The following is a 21362-nucleotide window of genomic DNA, read 5'->3' on the forward strand; positions in this document are numbered from 1 at the left end:
CCCCCTTGTTTCACGCATTCAGTGTGTGTGAATTGTTACATCCACTTCAGCACCACGTTATCTAGTGTAAGAGTCGAATGTCACAGCAAAATTCATTCTGAATCAACGTAACGTTAATCATGGACAAGGGAGTTTACGCAAATGTGCATCCATTCGAAAGCGATATCCAGACCTTATCTCATGACAAAAAAACCGCAAGAACTCCCCTTTTTGGAGATATCCCTGCGGTTCGATGTGTAAATGGAATATGAACGTTTGCCTGTTAAAGAACATGACTCATTTTACAATAATCTGTAAATCTTCCAAACGAGGTGAAGCAATTAACCGTTCGAGTTAACGATTAAGATGATATGGCACCGTGGTGACAATCACGTCTTTGTAATTGATCAGATAGGCCCGAATCATGAAGCTGGTCTGGTTGTGCAGTACATTTTGCCACCAGTGCTTGGTGATGAATTGCGGGATTAATATGGTGATGTGATCGGTCTCAGCCGTTTTCCACTCTACGGTATCAATGAATTTCTTCAGCGGGCCCATAATGCTACGGTATCTCGATTTGATCACGACCAGACGAACACCTGGATTCCACTCTTCCCACTTCTGCTCCATTTTGCGTATAGCCTCATCATCGAATCCAATGTACAGTGCGACCACGTGATCCGACATCGTCTGGGCGTAACTGATCGTATTCATGACGACTCGGGTAATGCCCGCAACAGGAATGACTATCGTATTGCCTTTTTTGGCTGGCTTATCGACCTGAATATCAATCCGCAGCTCATCGGCAATGTTACAATAGTGACGGTGAATACGCATGAACACATAAACAACGAAAGGCAAAAAGATAAAGATGACCCATGTCTGCGTGAACTTGGTGAAAATAAAGATCAGGGTAATCGATAATGTAGTCAACATACCGACCGTATTGACCAGCAACTTCATCTGCCAGCCAGAAGGCTTGACTTTGATCCAGCGAATCATCATACCGAGCTGTGACAGGGTAAATGGAATGAACACCCCTACCGCATAGAGCGGAATCAGACTTTCCGTATTTCCTTTGAATCCAACTACCAGCAGCGCAGACATCACACTGAGGAAAATGATCCCGTTCGAGAACCCAAGGCGGTCTCCTCTGACCATAAATGCATGCGGCATGTATTTATCCTTAGCCATCATGAAGGATAACAGCGGAAAAGCCGAATATGCTGTGTTGGCTGCCAGGAACAGAATTAGTGCCGTTACACCCTGGATGATAAAATACATCGTGCCCCTGCCAAATGTCGCTTCAGCAATCTGGGAAATGACCGTTGCTTTGGGATCAGGCTTCACTCCGTAGCCATAAGCCAGTAAGGTGATACCAATGAACATTGCTCCCAATATACAACCCATGAGCAGTAATGTACCTGCGGCATTTTTCTCGGCAGGCTGCTTGAAGTTCGGGATCGCGTTACTTACCGCTTCCACACCAGTCAAGGCCGAACATCCGGAGCTGAATGCTTTTAATAACAGAAACATACTCACATGGGATAGACTTGTTCCGAATTCAGGTGCAGCTGCTTCCATCCCCCCGGCAAGAAATTTGATTCCGCCCGAGATAATCAGAATTGCAATCGAAAAGATAAACAGATAGATGGGGATCGCCAGCACAGACGCTGACTCCGTCACTCCCCGCAAATTCATAATGGTTAGAAAAACAATCATAATGAGTGCAATCACAACACTGTAATCATGCAGCATAGGAAAAGCCGACGTAATCGCATCCGTCCCTGCGGACGAACTTACCGCAACGGTCAAAATATAATCGACCAGCAGAGATCCTCCGGCAATCAGACTGGATGTTGTACCCAGGTTATCCTTGGCTACGATATAAGCGCCGCCCCCTGTTGGATAAGCAAATATCGTCTGGCGATAGGAAAAAATTAAAATGACGAGTAATCCCAGCACGGCGATGGAAATCGGAACGGAGTACCACAGGGCGGCGAATCCGGCCGCAACGAGCACCAGCAAAATCTGTTCCGTACCGTAGGCAACGGACGATAGGGCATCCGAGGATAGGATGGCGAGTGCCTTCCATTTCCCCAATTTTTCTCCATCCAGTTCAGCCGATTTCATTGGCTTGCCTATTAAGATTCTCTTCATTTTGCCAAGCATGATCATAACTTCCTTCCGTCTCTCATCTGTGAAGCATTGTTATTATGCAAAATCGCAGAGCCATTGACAATACGTCATTTCACCCGAAATTCGCCAGCGCGTGATAATGCATCCTACGATTCAATAATCGATAACAAAGCCATTCTTGTTTAGTATTTTGAACTATTTTGAACCAAAACGACGTTTGTTAGCCGAAAAACAGAAAATGGCCTTTGGTTCAGTGAACCAAAGACCACTTCCTGTATATAACGAATCAATATTCTCAATCAGAATCACTACGCGTCAGATCAAGCATTCAATTGTTGTTAACCTCGGATTAATTCGTTACACCTTCACGTCCAGAATGCCTGGACGAGGAGTAACACCAAACGCTTGTGCCAGTGTGGTCAGCTGTTCGTCCGTAATTCTCTGCCGGATCTCGTGACCAGTAACCAGCATATACACTTGGGCTGCCTTCTCGATGGTCTCAATCAGACCAAAAGCCTCGTCAATCGTTGTACCTGTTCCAAAGATACCATGTTGCGGCCAGATGACCGCGTGGTATTCTTTCATTTTCTCAGCCGTTTCGCGGCCAATCTCGTTCGATCCAGGAATCATCCATGGAATAATGCCAATTCCATCCGGGAATACAACTACACACTCCGTGCACATCTGCCAGAGGGTCTTCGTAAATTTTGCCTCATCCAATTCATGGATAAACGTCATGGCCAATACATGAGTGGCATGGTTGTGCATGACAACCCGGTGGTTCGGGTCCAGCTTCAAACGTTCAATATGGCTCATGAAATGTGTAGGCAACTCACTTGTTGGGTTTGCCCCCGACTTCAATCCCCAGAGCACTTCCAGCTCCTGACCATCTTGCGAAACACGTAGCAACCCCAGGTTGCTCTCAGGATCAGCGAGTACATTTTTAAAATATTTGCCTGATGCCGTCACAATAAAATACTTGCCTGCCAGCTCCTGCACCGAAAATGCCGGTTTGATCTTGCGAATCACATGATGGATATCGATATATTGGGCTACTTCCTCTTCCTCCAGCAGATAGCTGACATTACCACCATTGCGCTCATCCCAGCCATTTTTCCACATATGTTGTGTAATCTCAGCCATCTCACGGACAAATGGAATATGGAAACCTGCAACCTGTGTTGTGTCATTCGTAAGGGTCACGTTCATGATCAATCTCTCCTTATATTGAAAATCATATGGCTTGCCACGTACATAGTAAGTTCTTTATTTCACATTCATTATACCTTTGTTTATCTTTGATAGTCAATAAAAAACACAGAAATAAACTTTTATTTATTTTTGTTTAGTTTTGTTTATTTGAAAATAAAACAAAAAAAATACCCCACCGGCGTCCGGCGGGGTCAGTCACACATCTATTTAACACGAGAAGGGGTTTACAAGACTTATCTTACCTCTGCTACCTTAATAGAAGCTGAAAGCGAAATAAAAAAAGCATGAAAACATATATCCCCTCTGGACAGAAATTTGAGTGCCTTCTTTTCAGTCAGTACATCTATCTCTCTGTCCAAACGCTTTTGCCAATTCTAACATATGCTATTCTAGCTTTTCTCAGGAAAAGACATTCATATAAAAGGAGATGAACCTATGGCAGTCCTTTCTACAGGCCCGATCGAGAACAATCTCTCCGGTGGCAGCAGGCCTACACAACAAGTCACCATCAAAATGGTCAACACCGATTCCATCAATACGTCCAATGTACTCATTGAAGGTTATTTCCTGAATGGAACGAGGACCTTATATGTGCTGCAATCCGTTAATTTGACCCCCGGGCAAGTTTTCTCTCAAACCTACTTTGCCAACCTGGATGGATACGAATATGTATTCACAACGAGTGGAGACGCAGCCGCATTGACTGAAATTTCGGTGTGGGGAAAAGACAGCACCGGGCAAATCGTCACCGCACACCGCATTGTTTCAAATGAACTAGCTCTATAAAAAAAGGGGGAAACAAAGATGGCCACAATCTCATCCGGACCCATTGAGAACAATCTGGTATCCGGATCAAGACTTACCCAATCGGTTACTGTCAAAATAGATAACGAAGATCCAATCAACGCCTCAAATGTTCTTATCGAAGGATATGCGCTGAACGGAACGCGGACCTTGTATGTACTGGAATCTATCTCGCTTGCGCCCAATGAAGTCTTCACCAAGAGTTATTTTGCAAACTTGGATGGCTTCGAATTTATTTTCACTACCAGTGGCTTGGCGGAGAGCTTAACCGACGTTTCCATGTGGGGCAAAAATGCCACAGGACAATTGGTCGCTGCCCATCGACTGGTGACTTCTGAGTTGCTGGGTGCTGAAGGTGGCACTCCCGACTTCGAGTGGGGACAGACAATTTACTGGGCGGATTCCAGTGCTCCTGGACCGGGTACCGGATCACCCTTTGATCCATTTAATTCTCTGCAGGCTGCTATCGACGCAGCCACGAACAGCCCTCTTGCGGTTACTTTTGGCATGAGAGCCCGGTTGATTATTCTAATTGCCGGCAATTCATCCTTCAATGAAGACATTGTTATTCCTCCTGCAAGACATGTGCAAATTTTGGGACTTGGCCCCTGGCAACTCGGAAATTCGGATCTGGCCAACTTCGCTTCTTCCATTCCCCGCAATGTCACGATCCAGACAAGCCAGGCTGCAGAAGATGTCTATCTGGTTCAGGGACCTGCATTTGATGCTCGTCCTGTTACGGTTATAGGAACGTTTAATGACGGCACGTCCGTCAGTACGCATACCAACTACACGGACGGCGCCATTATAAGTGGTAACGTTACTTTTCAGAATGTAGCTGTTGGTGACCCGTTCACGACTATTGAATTTCAACTGCTCAATGCCAGAGTCGTAGGAAATATTGTACAATCGGGTCATATGGGTAATCTGAATACGTACCTGTATCACAGTCGCATCAACACGATGATTCATAACGGTTTGAACATTCAACGGATGGTAGATAGTGCTTCAGACAGTACCATTAACGTCAGAGGATACTCCCACATTACCAATTCCACGATCAGTGGCAATGTGACCGTCACACTCGCCTTAAGTGACGTGCCTCCAACAGGCATATTCAGTAGTCAATTTGCTACGATCACCTGGACAGGACCTTTAACGCTGGATGCCGCCTCCAACTATTATTTTGTTAACAGCGGATCTATACTTGTGGGAACCAAAACCGTATTATTCAGTATCGCCTAACATGTAATCCCTGTCCTTCACTGGTCGGGGGTTTCTTATTTTCGCAGCACATACGATGGATGCATCTTTCCTGTCGGTTCATAACGTTCATCACCTGTATACTCAAATCCCAGCTTGATCAAGATGTGACGTGACACTTCATTATCCGGATGATGCCCGGCAAACAGTGCCTTCACGTTCATTTTGTCAAAGGCATAACCAATTACCGCCCGTGCCGCTTCCTGCGCATACCCTTTGCCCCAGTGATCCCGGGTTAGATGAAATCCCAATTCATACATATCCTCTTCTGAAGAATACGGACGCAGGCCACAGCAACCGACAAACACATCCGACTCTTTCTCAAAAAGGGGCCAATATTGCACACCCGCTTCCTTCTGCCTTTGAATCTCCTGTGTTAATCTCGCTTCTACTTCATCTTCGCTCAGGAACCCCTTGCTGCTAATCCATTTGGCAACCTCGTGATCGCCCCACAATGCAAACGCCAGCGCACGATCTCCTTCGTTCCAAGTCGCACATTCCAACCGTTCCGTTTCAAATAAGATTGTTCTGTTCATCATCCACTAACCTCCTGTATGCCAACACCAATTTGCGTGCCGCCTATACCTTAAATTAATCGAATGACCGTCAGGATAAACAACATTTATAATCTGTATACGTTCATACCTTCTAATTACACTTATAATTGCTTAGCCAATTCCTCAAATTGATTGATGTGAGGCTTGATCTCTTTCTCTACACTTTTTATGAAGGAACTAAATTGCTTGCGATCATACTCATCTCCAACACCAACACTTTTATATATTTTTCCCTTTTGGTATGTAAACGAGAAGAAATAGTTATTCTTTAATCCATTCAAAATATTTCCGGCATCTCCCAAGATTTTAAGACTCATTTTCGAATCTTTGTAAGCAAACGAATATGGAGGGTCTGCTACTGCTACATGCTGAATATCATACCCAGTTACCCATTGATCTTTGACAAACGCCCCACTCTGAAGACGTATTCTTAACATCACATCATTCAGAGAAGTTTTTTTATCTCAAGTTTACCTTGACCATCTTTCTTGTCATTCCTCCAGTTCCCATCATACTTGGACTCTGTAATACTGTCCTCTCCGCGTGTTATAACTTTATATACGCCGTGTCCCGAACGTTTCCCCTGTGCCCAGCTTCCTTTGTAGGTTTTGGTTTTCCCCCAGGTCATGGTTCCATTCCCGTGAGGTTTTCCATTTTTGGTCTCTCCATAATATGTAGCCCCATTGCCATACTCCAGAGTAGCCAACTCAGTCGCAGCCTGAGCAACATGTGGTAAAAGAATTACAGACAATACTAAGGTTATCCCCAAAATACAGATGAACATCTTTCTAAACATCAAATCTCCCTTTCTCTCGCTGTATAAGAAATTAATTCTTATAACAACCTATTAATAAATCAAATAATAAAACTCTAGTATAATATCACTTTTAATCCAGAAGGTTCCACATAAAAAAAAGAAAAACCCCTGCCGACAAGATGTCCGACAGAGGCCATTCCAATCCAGTTCACATCAATTACAAATCTGCTACGGCGAATTGAATTGTTCCGGAAGCTGCGCCTCCAACGTTTGCTAACAAGGCAAAAACCAGAACTCCACCTGCAGAAATGGTAAGGCTGCTGTTTACAGGAACAACGTAAGTGACTACTGGTGCATTAACACGTGTGATCACGAGAGATACCGGAAAAGGTCCAGCGTTGTTCACTGTAGCACTGGCATTTGTGCCTCCAGCCAGGTTTTCGTAGTAGGACTTGCCCGCACCGGCAGGAAGGTTATAATTTTGTATCGGTAAAAGGATGGCCATTGAAATCACCTCCTTTTGCTTTGATACGGTATTCTATGCTTGAAATCTATTAAAGCAACGGTGAATTACCAGCGTCATAATGTCCAATTTTGATAGACTTCATAGATTGATAGACGAATGTACGCAAAAAAAGCCCCACCGGACCATCCGGTGAAGCCAACTAAGCTTACTTTAGTATTACAGGTTTAATTACGCATACAGCATGAAAAAGTTCAGTTCATGGCCCTGCTGCTTGAGATAGTTATACAGCTGCGAACGGTGATGGAATACATGTGTTACCGTTTCAATCTGCCATTGAACCTGCAAGTGACCATGTTCCATATAAAAAGCTTTTGTTGAACGATTCAAAAAGTCGTCTTCGCTCAATCCCGTAATATAGGCTTTGTAGGATTCGAAATTGCTCCATAACGTTGCTTCAAGCTTCTCGATATCCTGGGTCCCCGACAGGCTATTCTCTACCAGCCCAACCTCAGCTTCACCTTTCTCCTGCATAATGGCAAGATCCGATGCTGTGATCTGGATAAAGTGATGCACTAGCTCCGCCAATGAACGCATATTCTCCTGTGGACGATACGACCAATCCTCCGAACGGATCAAGCGAATTAACGAAGCCCCCGTCCGTACGCCTGTTTCCAATTCATTTAACAAGTGATCCCGAATCTGCAATGTTCCATTCATATATGATGTCTCCCTTATCTTTTATTCTCACGACTTCAGTATAACCGAAGGTGCTGCAGATCTATTGTACAAATCGGACAACATTCTGCCGTGCTCCCTGGCTGCCGTCAACGGAGTCTCTCCATAAAACTTGCGAAATTGCCGAATTAGATGGGCTTGGTCAAAAAATCCATGATTCTGGGCAAGCATTGCCCAATCTGCCGTGTTCCCCTGATGAATATCACTCAACACACGATGAAAACGAACCACCTCACTGAATCGCTTGGGGCTGATTCCTACCCATTCCGAGAACTTGCGATGCAACTGCCGCTCACTGATCACTTCACGCATCGCCAGCTCTTGGACACTCATACGTCCCCCATCTATAAAGATGCGGTGCAGCACGTTTTTCATCAGATCGTTCTCAGACGTACTTGCCTGCACAGACATTGGACTCAAGTACGCATTCATAACCTCCACTCGCTCTGCAAAATGATTCGTTTCGGCCATCCGTTCCTGAAGCTCGTTCAGCTTCTCCGGCCAACATTCCTGAAGGGCAATTCGCTTATCCGTAAACCACTCCAGAGGCATGCCATGGAAGACATGCGCTCCGCCCGGGAAGAACCGGATACCAAAGGTGTAGTCTCCAGCAGGGGAACCATCATCGGATGGCTCAGGTACAGCAAACGGCTGTGTATAATTGCCACAGTAAGCATAGGAGTGCTCTGAACAGACTGGGTCGTATGTAATCAGCATGTCCGTGCAACCATCCGGCAATACCCGGGCAGGTGCCGTCGTCATCGTTCGCTCTGGACCTTCACTATTAGCAACATCCGCATGTGTGTTCGGAAGAGATCCTGATTCCCAATAACAGGCCACATAAGCCATCAAGCCGGCAGCAGGTATTTTCTCAACATAATAACTGTTAGGGTACGTTCCATTTATCTGAATAGGCTTAAACAACGGGTGCAAGCTGTGATCCACAATTCCATCCTCCGATCACTAGAGTTGGTTACACATTATGTATTCATCTATCATACCACCAACCGAAGAAATGAAGAAAAAAAGTGCCCTACCGGAGGACAATCCGATAGGGCCAGTCACACATCTATTTAACACGAGAAGGGGTTTACAAGACTTATCTTACCTTCCCAACCTTAATAAAAACTGAAATTGGGATGAAAAGAACATCAATTTTTCTTATAGTGCGTGTTCAAAAAGACCGTTTTTGAACAACCTCTTAAAGTGTCTTGATCAGTATGGACGCAATTAACACGGATGCTGTTGTGACCGTTGTGAATCCACCTACCAGCATTGGCGTTAAAATCTCATCGAGGATGGCTTTGCGTTCATTTTCATCACGTCCAACTGAACGGCTTACTTCCTCACAGATAATGTAGTCCCCCGGAAAACCGAATAGTGCAGTCAGTGCCACAGGCAGACCTTTGAGCGGGTCCCATTTGAACAGCTTGGAGCCAACAAATCCACCGATCAGAACCCCAATTACACCGATTGCGATAATGAACAACACTGGAATAATGGAACTAACCACCGCATCGAAAGTGATCGACTCCATACTTGTCATAACGACTACGATCAGACCTATCATGGCAATTCCCGATGTACTTGCTTTATCCAGAATACGAGATGGGAACAGTCCGATCAGATGTCCGAGAACCCCAAGCAACAGAGCCCAGATACTGTAGCTAAGTCCGGTTATATTGCCCAGATAAATGGATAGACTGCCCATAATGAACAAGAGCAACAGCAGGATAGGTGCGGTCTGGAATCGCTGTGGAAGGAATGTTTTGGCATTCGCTTCTTTAATGTTCACATGTCCTTCCCCTGCAACCTTGTTTTCAAATGCGCCCTGCTTCTGCAGTTTTAACGCATATCTGCGCAACATATTGGTTGCAATCGGCATCCCCACGAGGGAATGAATACCCAGAATGACAGCCGGAATTGTAATCAGATGACCCAAGTTCATCTCCTGCAACTTCGTGGTTGTGATCAGATAAGAGATAATGCCACCAACAACCGGACTTGATCCGGCAACAGCTGTAGGATAACCATAGATCGGTGATACGATCAACAGGATCAGACCTGTCGCCGTGAGTGATGCGAACAATGAGATCAGTATTGCTTTATATTGGGAACGTATTAATTTCAACGGTATTAATGTCCCCATGTGTACAATCAGCGGAGCCACCATGAGAGCCCCGAACGCCGTCAGAGCAGAACTGGAGACCACTCCTTTAGGAAATAACCCCGCCCAGTTCAGCAGCAAATATCCGATCAGAATAACAAGCAAGGAAGGAATTCGCGCTTTGGACCAGATCGAAACCAGTTCCCCTATAGCTAAAATAACAAGTAATACTGTGGCGATATATATCGGTTGACTAAACATGGTGGCTTCTCCCCATTCTCTATGTTGTCAGTTCAGTACACGTGGAACCATCTTTCTTATTTCAAGCGTTCACCTGATAAATAGACCTGTTCGATATTCTCTGTGTGTTCGAGAAGTCCAATATCCGTCAACGGATTCACATTCAATACCAGCAGATCAGCAGCTTTGCCAGGCTCAATCGTACCGATCTCCGCTTCCATCTGCATCGCTCTCGCCGCATCTCTTGTTGCGGCTACGATCGCTTCCATCGGCGTAAATCCAACATCTTCAACAAGCAATCGCAGTTCGAGTGCATTCCCGCCATGCTCAACAGGTGCACACGTGCAGAAATCTGTCCCTACTGCAATGGTTACGCCTGCCTTACGCGCGATAATCATGTTCTCAATATGCTCCTGATATACACTTTGGGCTTTGCGGATGCCAAATTCGGGAACACCGTATTTATGCCCTTCTTTGATGATCCGATGTACAATGGCCAGCGTTGGAACCAGAACCGCCTTTTGATCCAGCATCATGCCAATGCCTTCTTCATCAATGTAGATCCCGTGTTCAATGGTGCGTACGCCAGCTTCCAGCGCATTTTTGATCCCCTGTGCACCTTGCGCATGTGCAGCCACATAAGACTGCACCGCTTCCGCTTCATACACGATTGCCTTCAGCTCATCCATGCGGAATTGTGACCAGCGAGGGTCATCTTTCTCCGAAAGTACCCCGCCTGTGGAACACACTTTAATGAAATCTGCCCCTTCACGGAACTGCGTGCGTGTTGCCTTAATGACTTCCGGAACGCCGTCACACACGGTGAAGATATTCAGTTCCGTTGGAATCATATGGATATCTGCATGCCCACCCGTCTGAGAGAGCATATGACGGGAAGTTTTAATCCGTGGCCCCTTCACCACACCTTCCTTGATCAGATCGCGAATGTATACAGCAACATGGCTACCCACATCCCTGACGGTTGTAAAACCCGCGTTGATCAGCTTCGGCAGATCCTGAAGTGCTCTCCCCATCTGGAGTTCATTGGCTTCCAGCGCCACCGCAGCCATATTCAGATTTTTGGCCCCGTGTACATGGACATGGGCATCGATTAATCCTGGCATCACCGTTTTGCCTTTTACATCAACAAGCTCGGCATTTTCCGGAATTGGAACGGTTACTTTCGCACCCGCTGCTATGAATTTCCCGTTCTCAACCAGGACCACACTATCGGAAACAGGCTCTCCACCTTGTCCATCAATCAACAATGCACCTACAAAAGCAGTAATTTGACTCATCTGTACTCCACCTCATTTTCAGACTTGGTTGTAAGTTCAACTAAAGAATATTCACACTCCCACTCCGATGACAGAATAACCTTCCGATCGCTGTTATCCCCAGATTTTTTTGATTCCCTTCTCCAATGGGAAAATCCGGGGATAGCCTATGCTTCCGAAGTAGCTTTCTTGCGAAAGCTTTTAGGCGAACGCTTTGCTTCTTCACGTTATTTCTGTCCTCTCCGTTCTCGTGTAAAAAGTTAAGTTGAACTTAAATATTACGTGTACATGTTCGATTTACAGCTCTACTGTTGTACTACAATGAAATTGTATCGTGTTAAAGTTAATGACATTATATAAGTTGCAAATGTATAATGTCATTGTTGATAGCAACAGCATTTTAATATTAATTATGGTGATATACACAATACAAAATATAAATCACACAGCATAGTGAAGATCATGTTATATATGAAAGCATTTTGCCATGTGAACACAAAAGGGGTACGTTTGCTATGATTCATGAAGCGGTTCGCTCATTTATGGTTCAGGTCTTTGGAGCTGCTCCGTACGGAATCTGGATCAAGGATGAATACGATTTCCAGTGGAATAACTGGCTGCGTGAAGGAGAGGTACCTGAATATACAGATTATGAACAGCTCGAGTCCTCCTGGAAGACTCTCAGGTATACATTCATTTTTTTGTCCAATATCAACATTCGTGTGGTTATCGATACCCAGAAGCAGCTTACTCTGCTACAGAGTGAACGTCTGGAGTCTTTGATTCGGGAAGGACTGCTGAAGCAGCAGATTGAGATGGAACGTGCGCACAATGATCGATGGTTGACCGGGCTGCGAGAGCTAACCTGTTCCCTGGAGCTGAACGACTTGTTACTCAAAATCATGGAGAATGCGCTGCATGTCATCCCCTCTCTTTCCTGCGGACTGTTCATGATGGTTGATCCGGACTCTGGCAAGATGATTCCTAGAGCCAAGGTCGGTTTTCAGGATAGTGTGTATCAATATCAGGGCGAGCTGGATGAGGGCATTACGGGAAAGGTATACGAGGAAGGCATTGGCCGAATGTATAGCACACCGGATGATGCCTTTAAGGATATGGGCAATGTCAGTCAGGAGAATGCGAATATCATTGTAAGTTCACTGCCAGACGGTATTATGGCTAAAGGACTTATCGCCGTTCCCGTGACCATGAACACCCACAAAATCGGGGTGATGCTGGTATACCAATTTGAACAAAACAGACGATTTGCCCCGCATGATCTGAACGTGATGCAAGGGTTTGCGGATCAGGCAGCCATTGCCATCTCCAACGCAACCATGTATTCAGAACTGCTGGAGACGAACCGATATCTCGTTAGCCGCAATGAAATTCATAATCAATTCACGGCACTTTCCATTGAACATGTGAGCCTCGGACATATCATTGAGACGGTTGGATCGATGCTGAAGCTTCCCACCTATTATGTGGATATGGCGAGAAATGACTGGTACCCGCTCCTCCCGGAAAGTGTCTTGCTAAGTGAGCTCGATATTTATACCGCTCTAGACAGTCAGTTTAACCCTATCACCTTATCCGGTGGAAATGATCATAGCGATTATTACCTGTATCCCATTGTGAATGGATCTCTGGTGCTGGGCTGTTTTGCCATCCAGTTAGATCATCCGTTAGGCCAGTTGGATCATGTGATTTTGGAACAAGGCGGAGCTATTGTAATGCTGGAGATGGTGAATACCTACTCACTCACCGAGATGTCCTATCGGAAAAACCATGATTTTTTCAGCGATCTCGTGCAATATAGAGAACCACAGCAGTTGGAGGCACGACTTTCCAGCTTTCAGTTGCCAGCCCATCAGTCCTTGTTCGTCGCACAATTGCAGCTCTATGGGGAACATCCTGATATGAAAACAACTGAAATTTGGGTGCGCAAATTGATTGGCTTTATCGAAAAGGAACTAGGCACCCGTGAACATCTATTGTTCAGTGCACATCACAAAATTACGATTTTGGCTGCTGCATCCGAGCCCAAGGTCAGACACTCGATCATCAGCAAGTTGGAAACGGCTGTGGAGAAATGGACCACCTCCAAAACTCCTGCCCTATCCATCGGTATAGGTGGACTTTATCAAGGGCTTGAGTATGTGTGCAAAAGCAATGATGAGGCTACACGCTCATTGTCCTTTTTGCTGAAACAAAACAAAGCTGGCGTGATGCTCTACGAAGAAATCGGGATCAATCGGCTGTTTCTGAATCAGGAACCTTCCGATATCGAGAATTACATTCATGAAATTCTGTCCCCTCTTCAACAGCAAAAATCAGGAGAGCTTGAACTCACACTCAAAACCTATATTGCTGCGAATCGATCTGTGCAAGCCACAGCAGAACGTTTGCATATTCATACCAATACGCTGTATCTGCGCCTGCGCAAAATAGAGGAGATTCTACGTATTGATCTGAACGATTCCGAGGGTTGGATGAAAGTGTATCTTGCATGTCATTTAAGTGAAGTGTACTCTGTTGCTCCTACCGCAAGTGGCGCACTAAAATTGTAATTCCATCAATTCAGTCCGTGCAGTTTGCGAAAACGCTCTGGACTCATGCCTGTATGCCTTTTGAACATCGCACAGAAATAACTGGCATTCTCGTAACCCACCCGATCAGCAACTTCATATATTCGAAGCTCTCTCTCACTGAACATGAGTTGTTTGCTTCGATTGATCCGTTCCTGGTTCACGTAAAATACAGGTCTGGTATGGAGTGCCCTCTGAAACAGCCTGCACAAATATTGGGGAGATACCACAGCCACATCGGCCAGTTCTTTCAGCGAAAGCGAACGATCCAGATGCTCTGCGATATAACGCAGCACAGGCTTCAAGCGCTCCAGTTCATCATTATAATTGGCGGATGCGATAAGTAGTGGCTTCAGATCCAGCAGCAGGGCATATAATTGTTTGGAGCATTCCACATCGTAATCTGCGTAATCCGTAGTATCCCCATTCTCTCCTCTAACCAGAAGTTGCTCCAGGCCACGCAGCAGCGTGGCTGTCCTGAGTCTGCATACGCGTGAACCGGTAATCCCCGCATAAGATAATAACTGGCTAGCCTCTCTCCCCTGAAACGAGACCCACGCCAGTTCCCAACGGTCACTGATGGGCATATATCGATGCGGTACATCGGGATACAGAAAGAAAACGTCACCCGGTCCAACGATATACTCGTCTTCTTGTATAATCAGTCTCCCCTGACCATGAATAATCTGGTGGATCTGATAATCCGGGAATCCCTCTGGACGCTCGGTTTCATATTGGTGTTCCCAGTAACCAACCGTGGTCATATAGATCGGCAGGCGAGCAGCTTCTTCTGTTTTACCAAAAAAAATCCGGGTATCCATCCAGTACACCACTTTCTCCATCGTTAGTTTCATATTGTGATATATATGGGCAATATTCTTTATTCTCTAAGTCATCATTCAATTCTATAATGACAATATTATAACATTTCAGAAGGAGTTGCTGTTATGCGAAAGAAACTGGTACACACCCCTCCGGCAAATGGATACCCGGAATGGAACAACAATCCCGAGACTTTTCAAGTAGGACGACTACCCGCACATGCTTCTATGGTAGCGTTTCCATCTATAACAGAAGCATTGTCCAATGATTCCAGCGCATCGCCATGGTACGAATCACTGAATGGTCAATGGAAGTTTGCCTTTGCGGAGACTCCAGAACAACGGATTACATCCTTTTATGAAAACAATTATGATGCCAGTGACTGGGACGAGATCGCCGTTCCTTCCAACTGGCAGCTGCAAGGTTACGATTATCCCCACTATACAAATATGACGTATCCGTGGGTCGAGCGTGAGCCTGAATTGAAGCCACCATTTGCACCAACAACTTATAATCCGGTGGGTTCGTACATCCGCACGTTTACTGTTCCTGCTGACTGGAAAGACCGTCCTGTCTTGCTGCACTTTGAGGGCGTTGAATCTGCCTTTTATGTATGGGTGAACGGAGAGCTGGTCGGTTATAGTGAAGACACGTTCACACCCGCAGAATTCGATATCACTTCGTATCTAACGGAAGGTGAGAACAAGCTCGCTGTGGAGGTATATCGCTGGTGTGATGCGAGCTGGTTGGAGAATCAGGATTTTTGGCGGTTAAGCGGCATCTTCCGTGGTGTATATTTGCATTCACCTTCACCGGTTCAGATCGCGGATTTCTTTGTTCGTACTGAACTGGATGACGCCTATCAGGATGCGGAGCTACTGCTGGACCTGAAGTTATTTAATCATAATGCTGCGCAGAATACTGACGGATTGTCCGTTCAGGCACAGCTCTATGATGCACAGCAACAGACTGTACTGAAGCAGCCACTTACTGCGGCCGTTACTTTCCAAGGTGAGGATGAACTTTCATTTAATTTGTCAGCAGAGGTTATCCAGCCGCTTCTATGGAGCGCCGAGACCCCTCATCTATATACACTTGTGCTGTCCATTCAGAATGAATCGGGCGAAACACTGGAGGCTGTTCGCAGCCGGATTGGATTCCGCAAGTTTGAACTGAAGGACGGCCTGATGCAAATCAATGGCAAACGCATTGTGTTTAAAGGCGTCAATCGTCATGAATTTTCCCCGGATAAGGGTCGATCCATTGGGCGGGAAGACATGATCCGTGACATCGAGTTGATGAAGTCCTATAACGTTAACGCCGTGCGCACATCCCATTATCCGAATCAGTCACTCTGGTACGAACTGTGTGATGAATATGGCCTCTATGTCATTGACGAAACGAATCTGGAAACTCACGGCACCTGGGATTATGGGCAAAAGGAAATGAATGAAAACAATATTCCCGCGAGCAAGCCGGAATGGCGTAACAACGTAATCGATCGCTGTAACTCGATGTTCCAGCGGGACAAAAACCATCCGTCCGTTATTATCTGGTCTCTGGGTAATGAATCCTTCGGCGGCGATAACTTCATCGCCATGTACGATTATCTGAAACAGGTCGATCCAACCCGTCTCGTTCATTATGAAGGCACCTTCCATTATCGCCCTTCTGATTCGGCAAGTGACATTGAATCGACAATGTATATCAGCCCACAAGATGTAGAGAATTATGCTCGCATGAAGGGTCCGAAGAAACCTTATATTATCTGCGAATACAGCCATGCCATGGGTAACTCCTGTGGAGGTCTGCATCTGTATTGGGATTTGTTCGATAAATATGATGTGTTGCAGGGTGCATTCATCTGGGACTGGGTCGATCAGTCCATTCGTACCACTACGGCAGACGGTGTAGAATATTTCGCTTATGGCGGAGATTTCGGTGAATCCCCTCATGATGGCAATTTCTGCGGGAACGGACTCATTCTGGCAGATAAGACGGTTACACCGAAGCTGGAAGAAGTGAAGAAATGTTATCAGAACGTTCGTATGGAAACCGTTGATGTCAAAGACGGCCTGCTGCGCATCAAAAACCAGTTCCTGTTCACGGATCTGAGTGAATATTCGCTCGTATGGACAGTAACACACGATGGTGTATCTGTAGAAAACGGCACGCTGGATATCGCGGTACCTCCTGGCGAATCGGTTGAAGTCCGCATCCCATATACGCCATCGTCCGATCTGTTCCACGAAGCGGTGCTGACTGTATCTCTGGTTACGAAAGTCGCAACCAAATGGGCAGGAGTAGGTCATGAGATTGCCTGGGATCAATTCGTGGTATCTCCGCGATTGCGTCCAATCCAACCGATGCGTCAAGGACAAGACAATGAAACGCAGGTACAGGATCTGCAGGATGAATTGAAAGTGGCTACAGGCCAAGTCACGTTGAGCTTCAATCCAGCTACTGGCACGCTCACGTCCTATCAGATCAATAATCAGGAGCAATTGCTCGCACCTGTCCGGCCGAATTTCTGGAGAGCCATGACAGACAATGATATGGGGAACCGCCTGAATGAGCGTTCTGCCTTCTGGAGAGATGCTCACGCTACCAACAGATTAATTCGCTTCGAGCACCATGCAGACGAGCAAGGCATTCTCGTGACGAGCGATTACACGTGGGATCAACATCCGGGATGTACGCTATCTATTACGTACCGAATCGATCCGGATGGTGTATTGGAAATCAGTCAAACTCTTATTCCAGGCGAGGGCCTACCCGATCTTCCGGAATTCGGCATGTTGCTGCAACTGAATAACAGCTTGGATACAATCTCTTGGTACGGCAGAGGCCCGCATGACAATTATGCAGACCGTCTAACCAGTGCACGTCTCGGCTATTACACAGGTGCGGTTCGAGATCAATTTGTTCCATATCTGAAACCACAAGAGTGTGGTAACAAAACGGATGTACGCTTCGCTGAAATAACGTCAACGGATGGTCAAAGTGGCCTGCATGTAGAAGCCACCATACCATTTGAAATCAATGCGTTGCCGTGGACACCGGAGGAACTGGAAGCAAACGACCATGTGTACAAATTACCTCAGAGCACACAGACTGTCGCCCGCATCAATTACAAACAAATGGGTGTTGGCGGAGATGACAGCTGGGGCGCACGTACCCACGCTGAGTACACCTTGCCAGCCAACCGCGCGTATCACTTCACCTTTACGGTAAAACCTGTATAACATCAAGCAAGCACTGCTGGCAATATGCCGGCAGTGCTTTTTTTGTATTCATACAATCTTACATTATTGAAAGATTCGTGAAAGATAGATACATAGGAGTTACAACTAACATTGATTATACTTTAAACCAACAAGATGCTGACAATGAATATAAAATAAATGGAGGGGTTACAAATGGATCTAATACAGATTATAGGCAGAATATTGCCTATCTTAGCTATTGCATTGGCTGCGGGAGTTGTTGTAATCGGTATTACTTATTCCGTATATATTGCATACAAAAAAAGAGGGGGTAAACGAAGCATAACCCGCAGGCAATTTATAGCGTCATTTTTGCTCTTGGGTTGGTTTGTTATTGTCATGACTTTAACCACATTTAGCAGAGGAGCTAATTATGAGGGTTGGATCAATTTAGAGCTATTCAGTGGCTATATAAATGCATGGAATCAATGGTCGTTGAGCGAATTCCAGCTCATCATTTTTAACATGTTGATGTTCGCACCACTCGGTTTCATACTTCCGCATATCGGAATGAAAACGCGTCACGTTAAGCCCGTGCTACTCATATCGCTGTTGGTAACGTTGGGAATCGAAATTTTTCAAATGATCACCGGCAGGGGGATATTTGAACTTGATGATATTCTACATAATACACTAGGTAGTATGGCAGGATATTTGTTGATGAGAGCGATCCTCGACAGTGTTGAGCAAAGAAAGATCACCTTAAGATCACTATGGAAGGCACTCTGCATACCACTAGTTTTTACGATGCTTTTTTCCAGTGCTTTTATCATTTATCACAACAAAGAACTTGGTAATCTCTCCATACGTCCAGCTATTTCTCAAAATATGAATCATGTCGAAATCACGCTTAACACAAGGTTACCGGATGAGGCCGAGAAAGTGTCTCTTTATCGCAGTAGTGAAATTCACAACCTGGAATATGCCAAACGAGTTGCCTCTCTAATGAAGGATTATTTTGAATTACATCAGAAAGGTAGCATATCTATTGATGGATACAACCGAATTTGGACTTTTCTTGACAATACGGGAACAGAATATACCTTTAATTATGACGTCAGTACAGGCACATGGTGGCTGGCATCTAATATCGAAGCAAGCACTCCTGTAGAGCCGGAAGATTTAATCAAACAAGGACAAGAGTATGGCCGTTGGTTGACTCAGAATGACTTATTGCCTAATAAAGCGATATTCAGCACGCAAAATGGAGACACGGTTCGATGGGATATCGAAAACACAGTTACAGATATCGCGAAGGGTGACAGCAATTATGATACCGGACTAATTATGATTGTCCCATCAGCAGAACCTATGATTCCTCAGAATTTATTGTACTCTATGAATAAAAATATTTATGTGCGAGTCGTTGATATTATCAGTCCGGCTGAGGCATACGAAGAAATTCCCAAGGGAAACTTTTCGATCTATAACAACTTAAAGAAAGGAGACAAACTACATGTGAACAAGTATGAACTGACTTACACCTATGATTCGAAAGGTTATTATCAGCCAGTTTATCGATTCGAAGGAGAGATCAATGGAGAGCATTGGGATGCCTTGATCCCAGCAGTAATGAATTGATTTCAGCTTCTGCCTGCCTTGATGTATGAGTTTGAAGTTTTTCATGAGAACATTATAATAAATGAGGTGCTAAAACGATGAAATTATTTTGATTACGAGGTGAGAATTTGCAATATCTGTTTACCGCTCTTTTCATTCTTGGTTTCATTGCTTTCATGGGATTTCTTGTTCTAATGATCTTATCTATGCGCAAAGGTAATAGGTTGCCGATCAAATACATTTTTTTAACAACGGCCTGTTTTGCCATTGCTTCAATTGGGTTGTATGGCATGCTGACTTTATCTTCGAACTCTAATCAGTCTGAAATAGATCAGAACCCTTCATCCCAAATCGAACTTTCTGGCCTCCATATGACTACCGTTGAATTCCAAAATAAATTTAATGGCGCCGTGGGCAAATATCGACTGAATGGTTTGAGTATTACCCGCTTGAATATGAATAACTCTTCTGAGCAGGGCACTAGCGCTTTCGAGTATATAATCAATGATGAATTGCGCTTGGTTGGTGTAGTGAATGCAGATGAGAGCGTACAGGAAGTCAGGTTATATGGAAATGGTGATACGCGTAAACCAACGGGTGGAATTTTTTTGACTGCTATCGCCACACTCATTCTCACAACCAATAGTGAGTACACGTATAACGATGCACAAGATGTCATCCAGGATATCGGTCTATTGGATCGTGATGTGAATCAGTCTGATTTTGATGGGGCGACTATTCGCAACGGATTGGAATATCGCTTCAGCGTTCAGGATCATGATCACTCTACTTTTGAAATAACTGTTGCGAAATAAGATGCGATTGTGCAAAAAGGCCGCTCCCTGAGGGAACGGCCTAACGTATGATGTATGTACTTATGTACTATAGAAATGATTAAGTAAATTTAATTTTGATCTCTTCTTTTTAGGGATTAAAGAGTCCTAATATTAAAGTAATCACGATACAAAAAAGCGATACAGGGTATAATATCCATTTACTGATCCTGTCTTTGAACGTGATCATCAAACAAATAATGCATATCCACGCAATTAATAGTTGCCACCAAACCACTGATGAACACCTCCCGAATGCGAGAGTTACTCAAACGTTACAATCTCGCTTTGATTGTTCCAACTCATTTTAAAGGTAATCGGGTCTTTCGTTTTCTCCGCCTCAGTAACCGTTCCCGACATACTGAATGGTACCCCTTGTTCTACAAGCGCTTTCCCCTGTTGTTTTATATTATTGCCGGTAAGGTCAAACACAAAATCTTTTATACGCTTTTCATCACCTATATAAGTAATACTATAGATCCCTGTTGACCTCTGAAGGGACACATCCCAGTTATCGCTCTTTCCGTGTAACCTATCATCCGCACCACAAGCTGAGACAATAGATACAAGCACTATAACACAAAGAATCATTGGCAGTTTAAATAATTTCATAATATCCCTCCTTTTAGGAATATACCCAAAAATGTGAGTTATGATATTTTCTACTCATTCCTGATATCTAATCTATATAAGTTGAACTAAAGTTATTTACACAGACACTACGATGACAGAATAACCTTCCAATCGCTGTTATCCC

At 44.8% G+C, this 21362-nt stretch carries 18 protein-coding genes; 6 read left to right on the forward strand and 12 right to left on the reverse strand.

The features are described from left to right. Window positions 1-333: 333 nt before the first annotated feature. Together MKX68_RS04180 and rhaD are read right to left on the reverse strand one after the other, a co-directional pair. Window positions 334-2151, reverse strand: coding sequence for an APC family permease (locus MKX68_RS04180; protein WP_340909358.1), 1818 nt, complete (start codon window positions 2149-2151; stop codon window positions 334-336). Window positions 2152-2475: 324 nt separating this feature from the next. Then, a complete protein-coding gene (gene rhaD, locus MKX68_RS04185; RefSeq protein ID WP_340909361.1) occupies window positions 2476-3327 on the reverse strand; it encodes a rhamnulose-1-phosphate aldolase in 852 nt (283 codons plus the stop codon). A gap of 438 nt (window positions 3328-3765) precedes the next feature. On the opposite strand from rhaD, the gene MKX68_RS04190 reads away from it, so the two are divergent. Together MKX68_RS04190 and MKX68_RS04195 are read left to right on the forward strand one after the other, a co-directional pair. Further along, window positions 3766-4116 (forward strand): hypothetical protein, encoded by a 351-nt coding sequence (locus MKX68_RS04190; protein WP_338592096.1) that lies wholly within the window; start codon window positions 3766-3768, stop codon window positions 4114-4116. An 18-nt stretch (window positions 4117-4134) separates the two neighbouring features. Continuing rightward, window positions 4135-5379 (forward strand): hypothetical protein, encoded by a 1245-nt coding sequence (locus MKX68_RS04195; RefSeq protein ID WP_340909363.1) that lies wholly within the window; start codon window positions 4135-4137, stop codon window positions 5377-5379. A 35-nt stretch (window positions 5380-5414) separates the two neighbouring features. Here the strand turns inward: MKX68_RS04195 and MKX68_RS04200 are convergent, their stop codons facing one another. The 8 genes from MKX68_RS04200 to MKX68_RS04235 form a co-directional block, all read right to left on the reverse strand. After that, entirely contained in the window at window positions 5415-5933 is a 519-nt protein-coding gene (locus MKX68_RS04200) for a GNAT family N-acetyltransferase (RefSeq protein WP_340909367.1), read from the reverse strand. A gap of 122 nt (window positions 5934-6055) precedes the next feature. Then, window positions 6056-6391 (reverse strand): hypothetical protein, encoded by a 336-nt coding sequence (locus MKX68_RS04205; protein WP_340909369.1) that lies wholly within the window; start codon window positions 6389-6391, stop codon window positions 6056-6058. An 8-nt stretch (window positions 6392-6399) separates the two neighbouring features. Next, window positions 6400-6705 carry a hypothetical protein gene (locus MKX68_RS04210; protein ID WP_340909372.1) on the reverse strand — a complete coding sequence of 102 codons (306 nt, stop codon included), beginning with the start codon at window positions 6703-6705 and terminating at the stop codon, window positions 6400-6402. Between the two features lie 223 nt (window positions 6706-6928). Then, window positions 6929-7216: a hypothetical protein gene (locus MKX68_RS04215; RefSeq protein WP_338592090.1), complete on the reverse strand. Its 288-nt coding sequence runs from the start codon at window positions 7214-7216 to the stop codon at window positions 6929-6931. Window positions 7217-7405: 189 nt separating this feature from the next. After that, window positions 7406-7894 (reverse strand): DinB family protein, encoded by a 489-nt coding sequence (locus tag MKX68_RS04220; protein ID WP_340909376.1) that lies wholly within the window; start codon window positions 7892-7894, stop codon window positions 7406-7408. Window positions 7895-7921: 27 nt separating this feature from the next. Continuing rightward, window positions 7922-8857, reverse strand: coding sequence for a helix-turn-helix domain-containing protein (locus MKX68_RS04225; protein ID WP_340909378.1), 936 nt, complete (start codon window positions 8855-8857; stop codon window positions 7922-7924). A gap of 256 nt (window positions 8858-9113) precedes the next feature. Then, entirely contained in the window at window positions 9114-10280 is a 1167-nt protein-coding gene (locus MKX68_RS04230; protein WP_338592082.1) for a hypothetical protein, read from the reverse strand. 56 nt (window positions 10281-10336) lie between these two features. After that, a complete protein-coding gene (locus MKX68_RS04235) occupies window positions 10337-11557 on the reverse strand; it encodes a metal-dependent hydrolase family protein (protein ID WP_340909380.1) in 1221 nt (406 codons plus the stop codon). 494 nt (window positions 11558-12051) lie between these two features. Between MKX68_RS04235 and MKX68_RS04240 the strand changes: the two genes are divergently transcribed. Beyond that, complete coding sequence (locus MKX68_RS04240) at window positions 12052-14106, forward strand: helix-turn-helix domain-containing protein (RefSeq protein ID WP_340909384.1); 2055 nt, start codon at window positions 12052-12054, stop codon at window positions 14104-14106. A gap of 5 nt (window positions 14107-14111) precedes the next feature. Here the strand turns inward: MKX68_RS04240 and MKX68_RS04245 are convergent, their stop codons facing one another. Then, window positions 14112-14978 (reverse strand): helix-turn-helix transcriptional regulator, encoded by an 867-nt coding sequence (locus tag MKX68_RS04245; protein WP_340909386.1) that lies wholly within the window; start codon window positions 14976-14978, stop codon window positions 14112-14114. A gap of 93 nt (window positions 14979-15071) precedes the next feature. Here MKX68_RS04245 and MKX68_RS04250 point away from each other — a divergent pair, with 93 nt between their 5' ends. From MKX68_RS04250 to MKX68_RS04260, 3 genes are all read left to right on the forward strand, one after another. Beyond that, the gene (locus tag MKX68_RS04250; protein ID WP_340909390.1) at window positions 15072-18191 is read left to right on the forward strand and encodes a glycoside hydrolase family 2 TIM barrel-domain containing protein; all 3120 of its coding nucleotides are present in this window, start codon (window positions 15072-15074) and stop codon (window positions 18189-18191) included. 159 nt (window positions 18192-18350) lie between these two features. Beyond that, window positions 18351-19793, forward strand: a complete 1443-nt coding sequence (locus MKX68_RS04255) for a VanZ family protein (RefSeq protein ID WP_340909392.1) — start codon at window positions 18351-18353, stop codon at window positions 19791-19793. 173 nt (window positions 19794-19966) lie between these two features. Then, window positions 19967-20587, forward strand: coding sequence for a hypothetical protein (locus tag MKX68_RS04260; protein ID WP_340909394.1), 621 nt, complete (start codon window positions 19967-19969; stop codon window positions 20585-20587). A 282-nt stretch (window positions 20588-20869) separates the two neighbouring features. Here MKX68_RS04260 and MKX68_RS04265 read toward each other — a convergent pair whose 3' ends face one another. Continuing rightward, window positions 20870-21217, reverse strand: a complete 348-nt coding sequence (locus MKX68_RS04265) for a hypothetical protein (protein WP_340909397.1) — start codon at window positions 21215-21217, stop codon at window positions 20870-20872. Between the last annotated feature and the right edge of the window lie 145 nt (window positions 21218-21362).

Source organism: Paenibacillus sp. FSL M8-0212 (assembly GCF_038004645.1).
GTDB lineage: Bacteria > Bacillota > Bacilli > Paenibacillales > Paenibacillaceae > Paenibacillus.